Below are 21082 nucleotides of genomic sequence, written 5' to 3' on the forward strand. Positions count from 1 at the left end.
CTTTCAGCGCTTTCGCCTGTAACAAAACGAAAGAAACAAAAGAAACAAGCATTCATAAAATAATGATATATTCAGTAAATCTAGATATTGATAAAGGTTCTGATGTTAGTTGTCAAGATTTCAATTTAACTTTTGCCAATCATGTTAAAGATAAATCAATAGAAGACAAAGCTATTTAACAGAGTTTGAAAATCTCTTAAAAGAGACCCAAAAAATTAAAAAAAATAAGTCTGTAGATGTAAGAAGAAAAATTGTCATTTATTACAAAGACAAAACAGTAGATGCCTTATGCGCTGGCAGATTTAATATTTTAATTAATAATCAATTATTAGAAGAAAATACAGATCTATTAAATTTTGTACATGATTTGTAAAAAATCTTTTATCTCAAAAAAAAGAGACCAAAGGTCTCCTTTTTTTGTTCTGCCTTAGAAAACTATTTCCCATTAAGCTGTTTTTCCAAATAACCAATTTTTTCTAATCCTGCTTTATAAAAACCAATTCCTCATTATAATTCGCAATCCTCACTAAAGCATTATAAATATATTTCGAAACCAAAGCGCCGCCTTCAAAATTAATTAAATCAATATCATCTTCTGGTGTGTGATATTGCGGATGTCCGCCTGTGTGGAAACCAATTGCAGAAATTCCTGCTTTATAAAAAGTAACATGATCTGAACCGCCAACATCACCTGCGAATACCACTGGATTTAGTCCGCTGTTTTGTCCTAGGTTTTGCATGAGTTCTACTCCGTTTGGGAAAGTTCCAGCTCCGCCCATATAGATTTGTTTTTCGGCATTTAATCTTCCCACCATATCCATGTTGAGCATTACTTTTATGCTTTCTTTTTTTACTGGAAGATGGTTTACAAAATATTTAGATCCTAATAAACCTTCTTCTTCCCCACTAAAAGAAACAAAAATAATACTGCGTTTGGGCTTCACTTTCAGTTTAGAGACTTCTTCAAGAATACACAACAATGCCGAAACACCAGAAGCATTATCGTCGGCTCCGTTATGAATCGCCACAGTATCTTTTTTCTTGCTCCCCGATCCTATTCCGCCCCAGCCCCAATGGTCATAATGTGCGCCAATTACAATGAATTCATTTTTGAGTTTTTCATCAGAACCTTCTATAAATCCGAAAACATTTTGGGTCGCAACACTATCGGATTTCATTTTGTTAATTCCTTCTTTTACAAACACTTTAAAAGGCTGATAATAGCTATCGCCAAATTGCTGTAAACGGTATTTTTTAAAATGCTTTTTGATATAAGCTGCTGCCTTGTTATTCCCTTTTGTTCCTACAAAGCGCCCTTCTAACTTATCCGACGAAAGGTATTTATCGTGTTTGTAAAAAGTCTGTGCTAGTGTATTTTTTTGAGCATTTAAAACTGTACTCAAAAAAAACAGACATAAAACAATACTGCTCTTCTTTAAAAATTTCATAATTCTTTATCTAAAGGATTAGACACGGATCGAACTAATTCGCTTTTTGCAAATAAAACGAATACTTAAAATTTGTGAGACAATGTTTTTGCATAATCTATTTTTATTTTAAATCGAATGTGGTGTGCTTGATAAACTTTCGATCATAGGTGTACAAAACATGTATTTTTTTATCGGAAGTTTGAATAATTGCCGGATAACTGAACTCTCCTTCTTTTTGATTTTCAAGATCAAATAATTTTTTCCAGTTTACACCGTCGTTAGAATATTCTACATCGAGAACATTTCTTCCGTTAAACCAATCTTTTCCCATTTTTAATGGATTATTTACCAATAAAAATGATTTATTCGATAAAGTTACCGCATCGACTCCTGAATTTGAATTTACAACATTAATGCTATCCGTTTTCTGCCATGTTTTTCCATTATCTTCAGACCATGACGAAATCAATTTGTTATGTCGGCTTCGGGATAAAATCTGGATTTCTTTATCAGAATGAACTAAAAAGGTGGGCTGGATAATGTCGAAATTTTTCTTGTCGTTGATATCGGTAGTCGTCCAGCTGTCGCTGGTTTCATTATACGTTTCAATAAAAACTCTCCATTTGTTATCGTCGATACTTTCGGTACTGCTTCCGCATAAAATAATTCCAGGAGAAGTTTCGATTGGCTTGTTTCGGATGGGTCCTAAAATTCCTTTTGGCAGATATTTTGATTGGCTCCAAGTGTTTCCGTTGTCTTTAGAAACGATCATCGCACCAAACCATTCTCTTGGATTTTTTCCAACTTTATAAAACAAATATAAATTTTGTGCTTTACTTTTAAACAAAACCGGATTCCAGCATGGCAGTGTATCGCCGTCTTTTACTAAAGGTTTGATAAGTTCTTTTGGTGCCGACCATTTTTTGTCTTTATACGAAGAAACATAAATCCCAACATCTTTTGCGCCTTCGTATTTACCGCCAAACCAGGCTGCCATGATATTATTGGGTTCCAATTCGACTAATGTTGAGGCGTGGCTTGCTGCCGTAACGGGTTTTTCGGCTATGTAATTTTGTGTGATATTAACGGCCTGCACTTCTTTTTTTACTGATTTACAGGAAAACAAAACAGCAGTCAAAATAAAAGCCGATACATATTTTTTTACATTCATAATCTGATTTTTATATAAAAGAAAAGGAGAGTTACCTCTCCTTTTGCTTATTATAAGTAACGAATCTCGTTTTCTTTACTTGTATTATTTAGTATCCCACCAAAGTCTTGTTCCTCCTGAATCAGGTCCTCCAAGTTTTGAAATACCATCTGTAACAGCGTCTTTGTTTGAAGAATATTCGTTTGTTGTGTAGATAATTCTTTTCATCAAACTTTTTCCAACTCCTGCATCGTTATTATCTGTATTTAATGGCGGATAAATCACTTTTGCATCGCTTCTTCTTAAATCAGCCCAAGCTTCCCAAGATTCAGGGAAAATTGCTAAGTATTTTTGAACTGCGATCTGCGTACGTTGATTAGCTTCTGTTCCAGACCATGCAACAGGTAATTTAACTGGAATATCTAATAAATCTAAGTTTGGATAAACCGTTAACACGTTTGGTAAAGTTGGTAAAGTCGATCCTGAAATATAAGCATTGATTGCAGCCGTATCAGTAATTCCCCATTGTTGTAAAGACAATCTAATACCTGTTTCATAAAGAGACTGAGCGCTTCCACCCATGTTCCATCCGTTTAAGGCTCCTTCTGCTCTGCTTAAGTAATTTTCAGAAGCCATGAAAACTTCGATATTTTTACTTTCACTAAGTGTATTTGCTGCACCATTACCCATAATGTCGTTATTGAAAGCAGAAAATTTAGTTGTTCCAAATTGATCTTCTAAACCTCCAACTGGTTGTCCTCTATAGACTTTTGTTTGAGCTGCTGCATCAAGAGGTGCAAACCATTTTTCTAAACGAGGGTCATTGTATCCAACCAAGATACTTTCCATAGAAGCTGTCATAGTATAACCCCAGCTGTTCACAATCATGTTTAAATTGTTTGGAGTAATATTACTTACTTTGAAGAATGCACTTTGAGCATTAGTTTCCATAACTCCAGCTGCTACAGCAGCTTCTGCTTGAGTTTTTGCTTTTGCTGGTTCTTTATCAGAAATTCTTAAAGCTAAACGAAGTCTCATACTGTTTCCAAACACTCTCCAGTTTGCTACGTTTCCAGAATACAAACGATCGTTTGGCTGAAATGCTGCTACAGTTGTAAGTGAAGAACTTTTTAAAGTAGCATTTGCTTCATCTAATAATTTAAAGAAATCTTCATAAATAAATTCAACGCTGTCATAAGCAACTTTTTCTTTTCCGTTTCCTGCTTCAGTGTAAGGAATTGGTCCGTATGCATCAACCATTTGGTTGTACATGAAAACTTTCCAGATTTTAAGGATTGCTAAAGCTTCAGCATTTCCTTCAGATGCTTTAATCGCATTGTTTAAAGCTGGAACAGCAACTGTGTAGAATCTTGTCCATCCACGTCCTTCATATCCATTTACAAATGCATTTCTTTCAGTACCATATCCACAATTTAAGTAGTGAATGAAGGTTGAAGACAAAATACCTGTCGCGATACCCCATGTTCCTTGATCATCAACTCCAGGAGATGAATAAGAACCATTGTGAATACCTGCATAAAGTGCAGATGCGAATGAAGGTCCTGCTAAAGTAGCATCTAATTGATCTTCAGTCAATGAATTAGGATCTTTGTTTATTTCATCAAAATCGCCGGTACAGCTTGATAAAATAGAAACTGCCATTAATGCAACTCCTAACGTTTTTATTTTAAAACTATATTTCATGATGTCTCTCTTTATTTAATTAAAATCCAAATTTAACATTAACTCCATAATCTCTCGTTGAAGGAATGTTGAAAGATTCTATACCTTGCAGGTTTCCTGTTCCTGCTCCTGCTTCTGGATCAAAATATTTAGCTTTGTTCACGAAGAAGAATAAATTTCTTCCTACTAATGAGAAATCAATATTTGTAAATCCTGAATTACCTAATAATCGTTTTGGTAATGAATAACCAAATACAAGCTCTCTTAATCTGATGTTTGTAGCATCATAAATAAAAGGTTCTGCGATAGGAGTTCTTTGTCCAATTGCTGTCCAGTATTGTTCAGCTGTAATGCTTGTTGTGTTTGGAGAATACGTTCCGTTTCCGTTAGAAACAACACCATCTACTACAATTCCGCCTTGTCTTCCTGCTAATGTAATATCACTAACCCCTAAACCAGCTTGTCTAGCTTGAGTGTATGAAATAACTTCACCACCAATTCTGAAATCAACTAAGAAACTTAATGAGAAATCTTTGTATTTGAAGCTGTTTCTAAAACCACCTGTCCAGTCTGGGTTGAAGTTTCCTGCACGAACGTCGAAACCGTTTGTCGCTAATGGAATACCCGCGCTGTTTACAATAATATTTCCGTTTGGATCTCTTTGGAAACCTTTAATATATAAGTCTCCGTATTCACCACCTTGAACAACTTTACTTCTTACTAAACGTCCTTCACCAAGTACTAATTCATCTCTTCCATCATAAATAGATTTTACTTTAGATTTATAAGATGCATAGTTTGCTGTAATATCCCAGCTGAAGTTTTCAGTTTGAATAGGAGTTGCAGTAAGTGTAAGCTCGATACCTTTGTTTTCAATATCACCACCGTTTACAATCGCTCTTGAATAAGAAGAAGATTCTGGAGTGTTGATGTAGAAAATCTGATTGTCAGTTAACGTATTGAAATACGTGAAATCTAAACCTAAACGGTTGTTGAAGAATCTCACATCAGCACCAAACTCTGTAGAAGAAGAAATCTCTGGTTTTAAGTTTGGATTTGCTTTTGTGCTTTGTCCGTATAACATACCGCCGTTTCCTCCAATATATGAGAATCTTTGTTGTGTTTGATAAGGATCTGTATCGTTACCCACTTGTGCATAAGAAGCTCTTAGTTTTGCAAAACTGATTACTTCAGGTAATGTTACCATATCTGAAATAACCGCAGAAAGACCAAATGAAGGATAGAAATAATCGGTTGGTAAAGTAGAAGACCAGTCATTTCTAGCGGTAAGATCTAAGAATAAATAGTTTCTGAAACCAATTTGACCAAATCCGTAAACAGAATTGATTCTTTTTTCTGAAGCTGTAGAAGTCGATTGAACTGTTTGTACGTTAGCCAATGCGAAGAAGTTTCTTTTACTTAATACACCTCCTGAGTTTAAAGCTGAACTATTTTGCTGTAATGAACTCGCACCAGCATTAAGTCCGATAGAGAAATCACCAAATTTTTGGTTGTAAGCAAGTAAAGCATCAATGTTTAATTCGCTTACTGTTTCATAAGATTCGCTGTATGAACCTAAGTTGCTGTTAAAAGCTGCAGTTGCATATCTGTTTCTTACGTTTTTGTTGGTCATTTGGTCTAAACCTGCTCTACCTTGTAAGCTTAAGTGTTTATTAAACTCATATTTAAGAGATGCTAAACCAATAAATCTGTTTCTTTTATCTGAACGAGCATCATCTCTTAAAGCAGACCAGAATGGGTTTCCTCCTGGAGATCCCGTTTCGTCAATAAAATAATTTAATTGTCTTTGTCCTGCAGCATCAAAATATTCAAAGTTTTTGTAATCGTTATACGCGATACTACGAGGCAATAAATAAGCTGAGGTTCCGATTGATTCTTCTCCTGTTCTTAATAAGTTATCGATATCTTGAACAATGTAGTTTGTTTTAACATCTAAAGATAATTTATCAGAAATTTTGCTTGTCAATCTTAAGTTAAGATTGTGTCTGTCTAATTGGTTACCTCCAACAATACCTTCAGCACGTGTATTCGTATAAGAGAAATATCCTTGCGCTTTTTCGTTACCAGCAGTAACCGTTAAAGTGTTTGCTAAGTTATATCCTGTTTTATAGAAATCAATAACGTTATTTGGTTGTGGAGAATAGCTTTGTGTAGCCGGTCCGGTATAATTTGGATTACGAACTAATTGCCATGCAGATACCTGACGACCGTCTAAAGGTGCACCCCAGCTTGAGCTTGAATTCGAAACATAATTTCCATTTGTACCTTGACCATATTCATTTTGAAGGTTCATCAAGTTGTACGCTGATGAAGCCATGAAGTTAGACGATACCGAAACTGATGTTTTTCCTGCTTTACCAGATTTTGTTGTAATTACGATAACACCATTACTCGCTCTTGATCCGTAAAGAGCTGCAGCAGAAGGTCCTTTCAAAACTGTCATCGAAGCAATATCCTCAGGGTTGATATTCGAAATACCATCTGGCTGAGTTGTACCTCCTGTATCGATGTCAGGATTTGTTGTAGTTGTTCCGTTACTGATTGGCACACCATCTACTACATATAATGGCTGGTTGTTTCCGTTAAGAGATCGGTTACCTCTTAATGTAATTCTTGACGCAGAACCAACACCATTTGAAGTAGTAGAAAAGTTAAGACCTGCAACTTTACCTGAAAGTGAGTTGGCAACGTTTAAAGATCTTGCTTCTGATAACTCGTCTACAGAAACGTTCTGAGCTGAGTAAGTAATTGCTTTTTTCTCTCTCTTAATACCAAGAGCAGTAACCACTACCTCGCCTAATTGTTGAGTAGCAGCACCTAAAGCAGCGTTGATAGTAGTTTGAGTTCCTACTGTAACCTCTTTTGAAGCTGAACCAACATAAGAGAAAACCAAAACTGCTGATTGATTTGGAACTGTAATTGAGTATTTACCATCAAAATCTGATGATGTACTTGTTTTTGTTCCTTTAACAACAACGTTTGCTCCAGGGATCGGAATTCCGCTTTGAGCATCTGTTATCGTTCCTTTTACTGTAGTTTGCGCTTCTAGACTTTGAAAGCCAAATAAGCACACAACAAACAGTAATTTTAGTACGTCCTTGATCATATTTAGTTGTTTTTTGAGTTAATAACATGTTAAACTTAAGAATACATTTTGTTAACAGAATATAATTTCGACAAATGACAATTTTGAAAAGGTGTTGGGAGTACATTTATCTTTTTTGGATACGAAAACGTTTTATCTTGTAATCTTAATCTTCCTTAAATAACAAAGGCGTTTCGAATTAATCTAAATGATTTATAGCTTTTTCAAAAGCATTCATTATTAAAGATTCGAAACGCCTAAAATAATCGATCGTTATGCCGATTTAACTCAAATTAATTGAATTTTACTTTACTACTTTAAAAGTATTTTTTAACAAATCTGTAGAATTTCCTCCAACCATCACTTCAAAATCTCCAGGTTCTACAACTCGTTTCATTTCTCTGTTCCAAAGAGATAATTCGTCTGGTGTAAGTGTAAATTCAACAGTTTTAGTTTCTCCTTTTTTGATGTTAAGTCTTTTGAATCCTTTTAATGTTTTTTCAGGTGTCGTTACAGAACTATATACATCATTAATATATAATTGTACCACTTCGTCACCGTCTCGGTCTCCTGTGTTTTTAACATCAACCGAAACTTTTAGTTCTCCGTCTAATTTTATCGACGAAGAGCTGATTTTAAGGTTTGAATATTCAAACTTCGTATAACTCAATCCGTAACCAAATGTGTATAACGGATGCTCGCTCTCTGCTACATATCTGTGAATTGCAGATGGTTTTTGATTATAATATATAGGTAACTGTCCAACTGATTTCGGAACTGTAATTGGAAGTCTTCCTCCTGGGTTGTAATCTCCAAATAAAACATCAGCTACAGCTCTTCCTCCAAATTCTCCCGGGAACCAGCCTTCCACTACTGCCGGAATGTTTTCAGCAATCCAGTTTGTAGAAAGCGGACGACCATTTAATAACACACAAACTACCGGAGTTCCTGTTTTTTGAATCGCTTCAATCAATTCCTGCTGCATTCCGTGTAAATTCAAATCGGCAACATCTCGGTTTTCTTCCACCAATTCGTTTGATTCTCCTAAAACCACAATCGCAACATCGGCTTTTTTAGCGGCGTCGATTGCTGGCTGCATGTTTACTTTTTCTAAGTTCCAGCGTAAGTGAGCTCTGGCTCCCCAGCCCCCTTCCCACATTTCAATGCGGACTTTGTATTTTTTTCCTGCTTCGATATTTTTTGGAGTGGTCACAATACTTGTAGCTCCTTTTGTCCAGTTGTCGATAACCAATTGATCATCAACCCACATTCTGATTCCGTCATCAGAACTTAAACCTAACCAGCCGTCAAATGATTTGTCTGATTGGATATAGCCTGTCCAGCGAATAGAGAAATCATCCACATTAACACCGTCACCAGGCGCCCAAGGCCAGTCAAATTCTAATTGGCTGTCTATACGCGTTAAAGCCGGAGTTCCTTCTAAATTTCTGTTATTGAAATATTCTCCTTTTAATCCGTTTTGAGATCCATCTGAAGTAAATAAATATTTAGATGGAATAGCCTGTCCTTTTACAATCAGCGGCACACCTTCTTCATAAACCACATTCGCTGTTTTTCCCACTAATTGCTGAACGCCTTCAAAAACGGTCACTCCAACACTATTTTTAGGAGCATAACCTCCCATTCTTGAAGCATTTGCATTTGGTCCGATAACCGCAATGTTTTTAATGCTTTTACTTAATGGTAAAATATTGTTGTCGTTCTTCAACAAAACCATTGATTTCTGAGCTGCTTCTAATGCAACCGCTTGATTTTCTTTGGTATGAAAACGTTCTTTAATTAAGTTTTTATCGGTATATGGATTTTCAAATAATCCTAATAAGAATTTCAAACGCAAAACGTCTCCCGCTGCACGATCGATGTTTTCCATTGTCAATTTCTTTTCGTTTACCAGTTCAATGAGGGTGCTTTGCCAGAATTCGTTTGAAAAATCATAAAACTGCATATCCACTCCTGCAGAAACCGCTTCTCTAATACTTTCTTTTGGAGAATCAGAAACTTTGTGTGTTGTTTGAATGTATTTAATAGCTCCTAAATCTGAAACCACAAGTCCTTTAAAACCCCATTCGTTTCGTAACACATCTGTTAATAACCAATGGTTTGCCGCACAAGGAATTCCGTCTAACTCAGAATACGCACACATGGTTCCTAAAGCACCGCCTTTTCTGAAGGTTTTTTCGAATGAAGGCAAATGATCTTCACGGGCAGAACGTTCTCCCACTAAAATTGGCGAAGAATTTCCTCCCGCCTGCGGAATACCGTGAACTGCAAAGTGTTTGGGTTCTGCAATAATAGAACGATCTGATTTTAAATCATCTCCCTGCAATCCTTTAATGAATGCCAAACCAATTTCACTGTTTAAGTAAGCATCTTCACCAAAAGTTTCAGCAACTCTTCCCCATCTTGGCTCACGCCCTAAATCTAAGTTGGGTCCAAAACCAAAATGAACTCCGTGCGCTCTGGCTTCCATACCAATTACTTTTCCCACTTTGTCTAAAACAGAAGTGTCCCAAGTTGCGCCAAGACCAATATTCATTGGAAAAGCGGTACTTCCTTCGTCTAAATATCCGTGGAGCATTTCACACATAATCAACGCTGGAATCCCCCAGCGATTTCCTTTGATTACATTGGTTTGCAAATCGTTGATCATTTTCGCTGAACGCGGATACAAATCATGAATCGCTCCAATTCCTAATTTCCCAATTTTTTCAGCCGATTTGCCTTTGGCAAAATCTTCTTTTTCTTTAAAGAAATCTCCTCTGTACATATCCATCTGACGTACTTTTTCTTCAAGTGTCATATGGCTTAACAAGTCTTTTACTCTGTCTTCAACAGGCGCTTTCGCATCTTGATACAGATACTTTTTCTGGGCGTGGGTCTGGTTTAAAAAACCAACAGCCATTACAAAAATAATGGCCGTTTTCCTCATTCTTAATTGTAACATAGTTGTGTGTGTGTTTAATTTTGAATCACTTTAAGCTTTGTTCCATTCACAAAATCATCATGCGAAATAAAAAAGCTGTTAAGTTTTTTTCCGTTTAGCTCAATCGAATTGATTTTTCCTCCATTATTTTCTTGTCTTTCAATTACGATGTTTTCTTTTTTATAATATCTTGGATCTAATTTGATCGTCACTCTATGAAACATTGGCGTTGTAATCGTGTAAATTGGATCTCCCGGAGAAATTGGATAAATTCCCATCATCGAATACACTAACCAAGCTGACATTGTTCCTGTATCATCATTTCCTGGCAATCCTTTTGGTTCATTTTTAAAATGTTCTCTAACCAATCGTTTCACGTGTTCTTGTGCTTTATATTCTTCACCTTTCACGTAATTAAACAAATACGGATTTGCAATGTCTGGCTCATTTGCCATATCAAATTGTTTGCTGTCGAAAATTTTCTGCAATTGCGCTGAAAAAGGTTTTTCACCTCCCATTAATTTCATTAATCCCTTAATGTCGTGAGGAACCATAAAATTATACTGCCAGGCATTTCCTTCGATAAAACCAACATTTTCTTCAAAATTAGCTCCAGAAGTTGGATCAAAAGGCTCATACCAATCTCCGTTTGCTGTTCTTGGGCGAAGTAAATTCAGATTCTTATCAAATAATTTTCTGTAGGATAACGAACGGTTTTTAAAACGTTTTACATTTTCTTTGTCTCCAAATTCGTTAGCCATAAGCGAAATAGCATAATCTGAAATGTTGTATTCCTGAGTGGTCGATACAGGACCTTTGTTATCTGTTGTTAAATATCCTTTTTTGATATAATCTTTCAATCCCGGACGAAGCGGATTATTTTCAATCTGATCGGCACCTTTCAACATCGCGTAATACGCTTTCTGAACATCAAAATCATGAATCCCTTTTAAGTAAGTATCTGTAATTACAATACTTGCCGGATCGCCAACCATAGTAAAAGTTTCGGTTGAGTTTAATTCCCATTTAGGTAACCAGCCGTTTTCATCGAACATGTCAAGCATGCTTTTTACCATATCAGATTGCTGTTTTGGATAAACCAATGACATTAATTGATGGACATTTCTGTACGTATCCCACAATGAAAATACGGTATAACGAGTATCTTTGGTTTTACCAATTTTCTTTCTTTTGATTTCTGGATATTCTCCGTTAAAATCATTTAAAGTATTTGGATGAATTAAAGTATGATACAATGCCGTGTAGAAAATCGTATTATCGTCTTGAGAACCGCCTTCAACTGAAATTTTAGAAAGCTCTTCGTTCCATTCATTGTACGTTTCTTTGTAAACAGCATCAAACGATTTGTTTCCTACTTCTTTTGCTAAGTTTTCGCGGGCATTTTCAATGCTTACATACGAAATCCCAATTTTAACCTCAACGGTTTCTTCTTTGTCGAATTTATACGTGAAATACGTTCCAATACTATCTCCAACTACGGTTTTGATCGTATTATCCATCATTCTCGCTTTTCCGTTATACCCCATCCATTGTGCTTCAACGCCGTTGTATTTCGCAGGCTTTTTCCAAACACCGAATTTATCGGCAGGCTTCGAAAATTTAGCCACAAAATAAACCGGATAAGCATCTTCGGGACTATTGTAACAAAATGAACCAACAGAACGCATTCCTTCTATCTCTGTCGAAGAAACTACTCTTACCATTGCTCCTTCTTCATTGGTTAATCCTAAACCAAGATTTAATAAAACATTAGATTGCCCTTTCGGGAAAGTGAATCTGCTGACTCCCACTCGTTTTGAAGCGGTAAATTCGCTTTTAATTTTGTATTTGTTGAGGTTTACACTGTAATATCCAGCTTTTGCTACTTCATCAGAATAAGTTGAACCGTATTTTAAATGATCGATTTCAACTTCTCCTGTTGTTGGCATTACTAAAATAACGCCTAGATCCGGGCAGCCTACACCGCTCATATTAACCTGAGTAAATCCGGTTAAAAACGTGTTTTCATTCACATACGGATTCGAAAGCCACTGGCTGTCTTTTTCCATTGGCGTGTTTTTTACTCCAGCAACATTAAACGGACTTATACTAGCCATTCCCCTTGGTGCAATTGGTCCTGGAAACGCCGCCCCGTAATTTGATGTTCCAATAAACGGATTGACATAATCAGCCGGTTGCTGCGCAAAAATTGTGATGCTAAAAAACAGCATGTACAAAATACATGCTGTTTTAAATTTATTGGTGGTATGTAAAACCATAGGTTTCATTCTTATCTGTTGATCGCTTCGATTTTTAAAGTCCACGCTTCTTTTGCAGGAAGATTGTTTCTTAAACTTTCTGGAATAATTACTTTAAATCCGTTTCCTTCTTTTGTCCATTTTAAAGAAGTTTTAGAACCTAACATGGTAATTTTTGTTCCTTTTTTAGGGCTGATAGATTTCACTGTAACTTCTGCGGGAATTTTATCTTCTCCTTCTTTAGCTAAATAAAATGCAAATACATTTCCTGCTTTATTTTGTGTAAAACAGATGTTTTCTTCTTTATAAGGTTCGATTGGTTTTGTGTTGTAAATCGCTACGCTGTTTACTTTCATCCAGTCTCCGTATGCTTGTAGCAAATCGTAAGCGCCTTTATCCCATTCTCCTTCCGGGCTTGGAGCCACGTTTAATAACAAGTTTCCGCCTTTTGCCACGATATCGACTAACATGTGAATACCTTGTCTTCCTGTCATATAGGTCGCATCTGGAGTATAAGACCATCCGCCACCAGCTGGAATACAAGATTCCCATGGGTAAGGCAATGTTTTAGCAGGAACACGTCCTTCTGGAGTTAAGTAGTTTTGGTTTTTACCGTGAACCGCTCTGTCAACTACGATTAAACCTGGCTGTTTTTGGCGTGCTTTAATCACCAATTCATCCATTTTAGGATCTTGATCTACGACTCTGTGTTTGATGAAACCGTTTTTAGATTCGTTTTCTGTAAACTTCTCGTCGTAGTTTTCTTTGATGTTGACTTGGTCTCTTTTTCTAACCCATCCTCCATCTAACCATAAAATGTCTACTTTCCCGTAGTTCGTTAAGATTTCTAAGATTTGATTGTGAGTGAAATCAACGTATTTCTGCCATTTGTCTGGATATAAGGACGGATCGTAGTTTACGTTTCTGTCGAATGGTGGAAAATATGGATCCCAGTAATATTCACTATGCCAGTCTGGTTTCGAAAAATAAGCTCCAGTTGAAATACCTTCTCCTCTAAAAGAGTTGAAAATCTCTTTTAAAACATCTGCTTTTGGATTGGTATGAAAAGGAACATCTTTGCTCGTAATTTTATAATCAGAATATTTAGTATCGTACATGTTAAATCCGTCATGGTGTTTTGTAGTGAAAACCATGTATTTCATTCCCGCATATTTAGCTGCTTTTGCCCATTTTGCAGGATCAAATTTTACTGGATTAAACGTTTTTCTTAATCCTTCATAATCGGCAATGTATTGATTGTAATTTGCAGGATTGCTTCCTTTTTTACGTTCACACCATCCGTAATCTTCTGGGCAGATCGACCATGATTCTACAATTCCCCATTGGCTGTAAGTTCCCCAGTGCATTAGTAAACCAAATTTTTTCCCCTGCCATTCTTCTAAATTTTTCAATACTAATGGGTCTGTTTCTGGTACATAGCGCTCATCTTCATAAATGGCCTGCGAAAACATCTGAACCGAAAATAACATCGCGATTATGAATATTCCTTTTTTCATCTTTATTCTATTTATAGTTTTTGTTTTTTATTTTAATTGTAAAAATCACATTTAACGATTGAGATATTTTTTAACCCAATTCTCCTAATTTTTGTCATTTCGACAGAGGAAAAATCACATTCGCGAAGGGCATACTAGACTTAATTGCTATGTGAACCCAAAGTTGAAACTTTGGGCTATGTTCAATGCTATGGGTTAGAAACTAGTTTCTTTTTTCTTTCTACACATAAAAAATCTATGTTTCTATGTGTTTAAAAAAATTAATTCACTACAATCTCATCCACAAATATCCAAGAGCTTTCTCCTTTTGGACTTTTCTTTAAGTTGCCTGCAATTACTTTTACAAAGCGTGCATTTTGTTTTTGAAAACTGATTTTAAAATCTTTCAATTCCGGAAGCGGATTTACAGCATACGGACGCGTTATTTTCCCAACCTGTTTGTATTTAATTCCGTCGTTAGAAACCAATACTTTTACTTCAACAGGAAAATTAACTCCTGCTCCCTGACTTTCTAAAGTTCCTACTGATACCTCTTCTACGCTTTCCTGTTTTTGGAAATCAATTACCAATTCCATATCATTTACTAACCAAGCCTGCCATTGTCCGTCATGGAAATTTTTGCTTCCTCTAATTGTGTTTACCATGGTATTGGCATCACCTTTATAGTTCTGATTGTAAGGCGTTAAGTATTTTACTTTCTGAGCAAATCCTTTATGAAAAATAATGGTATCTGTATATGTTTTTCCTACTGGCTTATCATTTTGAAATAAAGAAGCTTTTAAAACTGTCGTTCCTGTAATCTCAATTGGCGTTGTATATTTTACAGCATGATGCTCGATACTTTTATCACCCAAAACATAACGAATGTCTGGATTTGGAAATTCATTTTTCAGTTCTACTTTGATTTGTTTATTTGCTAAATCGGCTGTAGAAGAAGCGGTAACCAAATAAGCACTTTTCGCATAATTGATTCCTAAATAATCGTAACGTTTTAATAATGAAAACAATCTTGTTGTAAAATCATCCCAGTTTCTTTTTTCTTTCGGGCTCCATAATGTTTCTGATAAAGCGGCTAATCTTGGGAAAATCATGTATTCAGAATCTTTTGGCAATGCTAGATGTTCTGCCCATAAATTAGCTTGTCCGCCTAATACGTGTGATGCTTCCTGAGGTGTCATGGTCGAAACTACAGGATCAAATTTGTACACTTCGCTTAATGGGTTGTAAGCGTCAAAAGCTAAAGGTTCTTCGTTTTGCGGACCTTGGTAAAAGTTGAAATAGCAAGGAGATTCCGGTGTCATAATCACGTCGTGACCTTGATCTGCAGCTTCGATTCCGCCTTTCATTCCTCTCCAGCTCATTACCGTTGCTTCAGGAGCTAAACCACCTTCTAAAATTTCATCCCAGCCAATTACTCTTTTGCCTTTTGAGTTGATGTATTTTTCGATTCGTTTTACAAAATAACTTTGTAATTCTTCTACACTTTTAAGGTTGTTGTCTTTGATTCTTTTCTGGCAGTACGGACATTTTGCCCAATTTGTTTTAGTTGCTTCGTCGCCGCCAATATGAATGTATTTTGAAGGAAAAATTTCCATGACTTCATCTAATACATTCTGCAGAAATTCAAAAGTAGTTTCCTTTCCAGCACAATAAATATCGGTAATAGGCCATAATCCTCCTGATGGCACTCCAATTTTCTGATCAAAACAAGCCAATTCTGGATACGATGCAATCGCACTGCTTACGTGAGCCGGCATTTCGATTTCTGGAATTACTTCGATATTTTTTGATGCCGCATATTTTACAATTTCTTTTAATTCTTCCTGAGTAAAAAAGCCTCCGTAAGTTCCTTTTTGATCTGGGCTTACAGCAAGTCTGGCGTTCCATGATAAGTTTTCCTGATCAACTCTCCACGCACCAACTTCTGTTAGTTTTGGGTATTTTTTAATCTCAATTCTCCAGCCTTGATCGTCAACTAAATGTAAATGTAAAACGTTCATTTTGTGCATTGCCAAACGATCGATTGTTGCCAGAATATAATTTTTATCGAAGAAATGACGCGATAAATCGAGCATTAAACCTCTCCATTTAAATCGTGGTTCATCATTAATCGTTACACTTGGAATCTGCCATTTTGCAGATGTAATCGCATATTGGCTTTCGATGGCTTCAGGAAGTAATTGTCTAATACTTTCTAAAGCGTACATAAAACCTGCATTTCCTTTCGCCGAAATAACGATGCTGTTTGGGTTTACATCTAAAATATAGGCTTCGTTTTTTAAGTTTGGATCAACTTTAAACTGAACAAAATTGCTTGTTGGCGCTTTTGCCACAGATTCTGGTTTCCATCCCGCTGCAATGGCAAATTTAGAAGCCAGAGTATTTGCAGCTTCTTTTTGAAAATCGCTGTTTACAACAAACTTTGTATCTTTTGTAAATTCAAAAACACCTGTTTTTATAAAAGTCTGAGTCGGTTTCGGGATGATGCGAATGTCTTTTTCTGTGAAAACTTTCTGCGCATACGAAGAAGTCACAAGAGCAAGAAAACCGATTATCAAATAAGATTTTATAATTCTCATAATCTGTTATTTTAATGAAGGTGTTATTTTAAATTGGTATTGATATGTTTTGTCTTTCAGCAAATATTTTTCCATTGGCCATGCCTGCCAGCTGTCAATTCCTCCTACTCCCATTTGTTTGTAGTCGATTTTTAAACTTGTTAAATCTCTTTCTTTCAATTCGGCAGCGTGTCTCTGATCTTTTTCTAAACCATCATCTAAATCTTCGTTTAAGAAATGTAAAGCAGTAATCGCTAATAAATTATCTGATGTTACGGTTAATTTCAATTTATCGCTTACTAATTCTAAAAAGCGGACATCGGTTTTATTTCCGGTTTCCTGCGGACGGATATACGGATAATACTGCTCAGAAACCGTTTGGTTATAAAGTCCAACTTCTGAACTGTAATTTCTGTCGATATAATTCTCGTGCGGTCCTCTTCCGTAATAGGTTAAATTGCTGAATTCTTTCGGAACAATGACTTCCATTCCAAATCTTGGCAGTATTGGCTGTTCTTTCGTTTTATCCATATTTAAAACTTCTTTCACCACTAATTCTCCGTTGCTGTTCAATTCGTAATTCAATTCAACTGTTGAATTTACCTGAGGCAAACTATACGTTGCTTTTACTGCAATTTTATTGTCTTTTGTTGGAACGAAAGTCCAGTTTACCAGCGTTGGATTTTCTGTTGCTTCTTTCCAAGCGACTAAGTTTTTCTGGAAGTTTGCTCCAAAATCATTGTCGTTTGGCGCTCTCCAGAAATTTGGGCGTAATTGATATCCTTCTTTTATAATTAGCTGGTTATTGAATGAATATCCGTTAATAAATCCTGTTTTTTTATCAAAAGTAATTTCGGCTTTATCACTTTTAAAAACGGTCGCATTTGCTTTTTTCTCAACTGTAATTTTTCCTTCTCCTTTTAAAGTGATATCATTTTTCCATTCGCCTTTGTAAGCCAATTGTTCTCTGGCAATTTCAAAACCTTTTGGCAGGAATGGCTCTTCTTGTTTTAAAGTATAAGAGATATTGATAAAAGCTTCTTGAAATTGTTTATCTCCTAATTTAATTGGTAATTCATAGGTTTTTGACTGATTTGGATCAATTGCTAAATAATCGATTTTACCTGAACTTTGAACAACTCCATCTAAAACCAATTTCCAGTTTAAAACTACATTGCTCAAGTCTTTAAACGAAAATTCATTGTACACTTTTATAGTTGCCGTTTGTTGATTTTCCCAAGAAGTCAAAATGTTCTGCATTACATTTTTTACTTCAAAAGCATGTGGATTTGGTTTTCTATCGACTGTAAAAACGCCGTTGTTTACAAAGTTGTTATCGCTTTTTACGTCTTTTGGACCAAAATCTCCTCCGTACGCTAAAATCGTAGTTCCGTTGTCTAATTTTTTATAAACCGATTGATCGATCATGTCCCAAATAAATCCGCCCTGAAAGTTTGGATATTTACGAATCACATCCCAATAATCTTTAAAATTCCCCATAGAATTCCCCATTGCATGCGCATATTCGCACTGAATGTAAGGTCTTGTTGGGTTTGGATTTGCCAAAATATATTCTTCCATTTTGTTTGGAGAACTGTACATTGGATCAATAATATCCGAATCCCATTCGAATTTTAAATCTTTTCCGTCCCAAGCGCCCGCTGTTGCTCTTTCGTACTGAATTGGTCTTGATTTATCACGGTTTTTAATCCATAAATAACCTCTGTAGAAGTTGTAACCGTTTCCAGCTTCGTTCCCCATACTCCAGATGATGATTGAACTATGGTTTTTATCTCTTTCGATCATACGCTGCATACGCTGAAGGTGCGCCAATTCCCAGTCTGGTTTATTACCAAGCGTTTTGGTAATATCGTAACCCATTCCGTGAGATTCGATATTGGCTTCATCGACTACATAAATTCCGTATTTATCGCATAATTCGTAGAAATATTCGTCGTTTGGATAATGCGACATTCTCACCGCATTGATATTATACTCTTTCATCAGTTTAATATCCTGCTCCATTCTTTCTCTGGAAATCGTCTGACCTGTAATTGGATCCACTTCGTGGCGGTTTACTCCTTTAATGTAAATCGCTTTTCCGTTTACTAAAAGCTGTCCGCCTTTAATTTCAACTTTTCTGAAACCAACGTTTTGATTAATTACTTCCACAACGTTTCCTTTTTTATCTTTTAAAAGGAAAGAAACTCGGTATAAATTCGTAATTTCGGCACTCCATTTCTTCGGATTATTTACTACAAAATCGAAAGTTTGTTTTTCGCTTAAAGCGGAAATAACTTTTGAAGTCACAACCTTTTCTCCGTCTTTTAATTGTACTTCTAAACTATAATTGTCTTTTGCATTTACATTTGAAAATTGAGTTGAAATTTTCAAACTTCCGTTTACGTAATTTGCATCTAAATCCGGAATGATTTCAAAGTCATTTAAATGCGCTTTATTTCTCGCAACTAAATACGAATCTCTAGTAATTCCGCTCATTCTCCACATGTCCTGACATTCTAAGTACGAACCGTCATTCCATTTCATTACTTGTAAAACGATGAGGTTTTTACCTGTTTTTACGTATTTGTTGAGGTTGAATTCAGAAGGTAATTTTCCGTCTTCACCATACCCTACATACACTCCGTTTACCCAAACTGTTAAGTTTGATTTTGCTGTACCAATGTGAAGAAAAATGTCTTTTCCTTCCCATGATTTATCGATAGTAACTTCTCTTCTGTAAACTCCTGTCGGGTTATAATTGGTTGGCACAAACGGTGGATTTGGTGCCATTAAATAATCAAAATCGTAAGTGGTGTTTACATACACCGGATATCCATAACCGTTTACATCCCAGCTTGCCGGGATTTTAAAATTATCCCATGATGAATCGTTAAAGCTGCTTTTTTCAAATTCCTTTGGAAGATCGGCTGGCTTGTTAACGTATTTGAATTTCCAAGCGCCGTTTATATCTAAATAATTTTTAGATTCTCTCCAGTTGTTTTTGGCAGCGGCTGTTTCATTTTCAAAAACATAATAAGCAACGTGCATGGGCTCTCTATTATCTTCATTGATTTTTTCATTCTGCCAGAACGGAATTTTTTCCTGCGCATTAACGGATAAAACTGAGGAAATTAGTAAGGTTGTTATGAATACTATTTTTTTCATTCTTTGTTTTTGTTTGAACACATAGCCCCGATGAACATCGGGATAGATTGTGAGAGAAAAATCTATATTTCTATGTGTTTTAAAATTTTTATTCCTGTTTGTCATTTCGACCAAAGGGAGAAATCGCACTAGAAATTCCTCAAAGCAATTCGTCAATCTTTGTCGAATTACGTGTGCGATTTCTCCTTACGTCGAAATGACAAATATTGCGTAATCTATTTATCCCAAGACATTTTAAATTTGGCATCTTCCATTCTGTGTCCTTTTTCATCATCAGAAACGGCAAAGTTGAAACCTGATCGTAAACTGTAACCGGCATGTTCGCCGTTTTTATTCAAAGCAATAAAACCAACCTGAAGATATTCCATGTCTTTGTGGTTTTTATGTTTGTTGTAAATACGTTCTGTGATTTCTTTACAGGCATCATAAGGTGATTTTCCCTGACGCATTAATTCGACTACCATAGCGCTTCCGGCAGTTCTGATTACGGCTTCGCCTAAACCTGTTGCTGCTGCGGCTCCTACTTCGTTGTCCAGGAAAAGACCCGCGCCGATTATTGGGGAGTCACCGACGCGGCCGTGCATCTTCCAGGCAGCACCACTGGTGGTACACCCTCCCGAAAGGTTTCCGTCTTGATCCAACATTAGCATGCTTATGGTATCGTGGTTTTCTATGTTAATAACCGGTTTGTATTTTGAATCTTCCAGCCATTTTTTCCAGTCTTTTTCTGATTCAGGAGTTAAAAGATTTTCTTCTTTAAATCCTTCTGATAAAGCAAATTGCAAAGCTCCCTGCCCAGCTAACATAACGTGAGGTGTGTTTTCCAGAACTCTTTTGGCAACCGAAATTGGGTGCTTGATTCCCTGCAGAAAACAAACAGAACCGCAGTTGCTGTTGTGATCCATAATACAGGCATCAAGGGTTACTTTTCCTTCGCGATCCGGATATCCTCCATAACCAACACTGCGGACATTCGGATCTGCTTCAGGAATTTTCATTCCAGCTTCAATCGCTTCTAAAGGTGATTTTCCGGCTTTAAGCTGTTTCCATGTTTCCTGATTGGCCGGCAATCCGTGATTCCATGTCGAAATAACAATTGGCTTTTTTACTTTTTTTGAAGAAAATTCTAAAACTTCTTCTTTTTCATCTTTCTCTTTTGCAAATCCGCTAAAGCCAACTGAACTTAACGCTGCCGCGCCTAAAGCTGTTTTTTTGATAAAATCTCTTCTATTTGACATGCTGTTTACTTTTTAAAATGGAACCGTTAA

The 21082-nt window shown here is 36.1% G+C and carries 10 protein-coding genes; all 10 read right to left on the reverse strand.

What is annotated here, in order from left to right:
* Positions 1-476: 476 nt before the first annotated feature.
* Positions 477-1448 (reverse strand): M28 family metallopeptidase, encoded by a 972-nt coding sequence (locus P2W75_RS14175; protein WP_276380956.1) that lies wholly within the window; start codon positions 1446-1448, stop codon positions 477-479.
* A 103-nt stretch (positions 1449-1551) separates the two neighbouring features.
* Positions 1552-2601, reverse strand: coding sequence for an exo-alpha-sialidase (locus P2W75_RS14180; protein ID WP_276380957.1), 1050 nt, complete (start codon positions 2599-2601; stop codon positions 1552-1554).
* An 84-nt stretch (positions 2602-2685) separates the two neighbouring features.
* Positions 2686-4284, reverse strand: coding sequence for a SusD/RagB family nutrient-binding outer membrane lipoprotein (locus P2W75_RS14185; protein WP_207297414.1), 1599 nt, complete (start codon positions 4282-4284; stop codon positions 2686-2688).
* Positions 4285-4303: 19 nt separating this feature from the next.
* On the reverse strand, positions 4304-7390 hold the full coding sequence (locus P2W75_RS14190; RefSeq protein WP_276380958.1) for a SusC/RagA family TonB-linked outer membrane protein: 3087 nt from the start codon (positions 7388-7390) through the stop codon (positions 4304-4306).
* Positions 7391-7673: 283 nt separating this feature from the next.
* The gene (locus P2W75_RS14195; protein WP_276380959.1) at positions 7674-10334 is read right to left on the reverse strand and encodes a glycoside hydrolase family 3 N-terminal domain-containing protein; all 2661 of its coding nucleotides are present in this window, start codon (positions 10332-10334) and stop codon (positions 7674-7676) included.
* A 14-nt stretch (positions 10335-10348) separates the two neighbouring features.
* The gene (locus tag P2W75_RS14200) at positions 10349-12592 is read right to left on the reverse strand and encodes a GH92 family glycosyl hydrolase (protein ID WP_276380960.1); all 2244 of its coding nucleotides are present in this window, start codon (positions 12590-12592) and stop codon (positions 10349-10351) included.
* An 11-nt stretch (positions 12593-12603) separates the two neighbouring features.
* The gene (locus tag P2W75_RS14205) at positions 12604-14088 is read right to left on the reverse strand and encodes an alpha-L-fucosidase (protein ID WP_276380961.1); all 1485 of its coding nucleotides are present in this window, start codon (positions 14086-14088) and stop codon (positions 12604-12606) included.
* 260 nt (positions 14089-14348) lie between these two features.
* A complete protein-coding gene (locus P2W75_RS14210) occupies positions 14349-16667 on the reverse strand; it encodes a family 20 glycosylhydrolase (protein WP_276380962.1) in 2319 nt (772 codons plus the stop codon).
* 6 nt (positions 16668-16673) lie between these two features.
* The gene (locus P2W75_RS14215; RefSeq protein ID WP_276380963.1) at positions 16674-19814 is read right to left on the reverse strand and encodes a glycoside hydrolase family 2 TIM barrel-domain containing protein; all 3141 of its coding nucleotides are present in this window, start codon (positions 19812-19814) and stop codon (positions 16674-16676) included.
* Positions 19815-20029: 215 nt separating this feature from the next.
* A complete protein-coding gene (locus P2W75_RS14220) occupies positions 20030-21052 on the reverse strand; it encodes an isoaspartyl peptidase/L-asparaginase family protein (RefSeq protein WP_207297421.1) in 1023 nt (340 codons plus the stop codon).
* Positions 21053-21082 lie beyond the last annotated feature (30 nt).

The organism is Flavobacterium sp. H4147 (assembly GCF_029360735.1).
Taxonomy (GTDB): Bacteria; Bacteroidota; Bacteroidia; order Flavobacteriales; family Flavobacteriaceae; genus Flavobacterium; species Flavobacterium endoglycinae.

Coding starts and splice junctions, on each gene's coding strand:
- P2W75_RS14175 (WP_276380956.1), bottom strand. CDS start 1,448: ATGAAATTTTTAAAGAAGAGCAGTATTGTTTTATGTCTGTTTTTTTTG.
- P2W75_RS14180 (WP_276380957.1), bottom strand. CDS start 2,601: ATGAATGTAAAAAAATATGTATCGGCTTTTATTTTGACTGCTGTTTTG.
- P2W75_RS14185 (WP_207297414.1), bottom strand. CDS start 4,284: ATGAAATATAGTTTTAAAATAAAAACGTTAGGAGTTGCATTAATGGCA.
- P2W75_RS14190 (WP_276380958.1), bottom strand. CDS start 7,390: ATGATCAAGGACGTACTAAAATTACTGTTTGTTGTGTGCTTATTTGGC.
- P2W75_RS14195 (WP_276380959.1), bottom strand. CDS start 10,334: ATGTTACAATTAAGAATGAGGAAAACGGCCATTATTTTTGTAATGGCT.
- P2W75_RS14200 (WP_276380960.1), bottom strand. CDS start 12,592: ATGGTTTTACATACCACCAATAAATTTAAAACAGCATGTATTTTGTAC.
- P2W75_RS14205 (WP_276380961.1), bottom strand. CDS start 14,088: ATGAAAAAAGGAATATTCATAATCGCGATGTTATTTTCGGTTCAGATG.
- P2W75_RS14210 (WP_276380962.1), bottom strand. CDS start 16,667: ATGAGAATTATAAAATCTTATTTGATAATCGGTTTTCTTGCTCTTGTG.
- P2W75_RS14215 (WP_276380963.1), bottom strand. CDS start 19,814: ATGAAAAAAATAGTATTCATAACAACCTTACTAATTTCCTCAGTTTTA.
- P2W75_RS14220 (WP_207297421.1), bottom strand. CDS start 21,052: ATGTCAAATAGAAGAGATTTTATCAAAAAAACAGCTTTAGGCGCGGCA.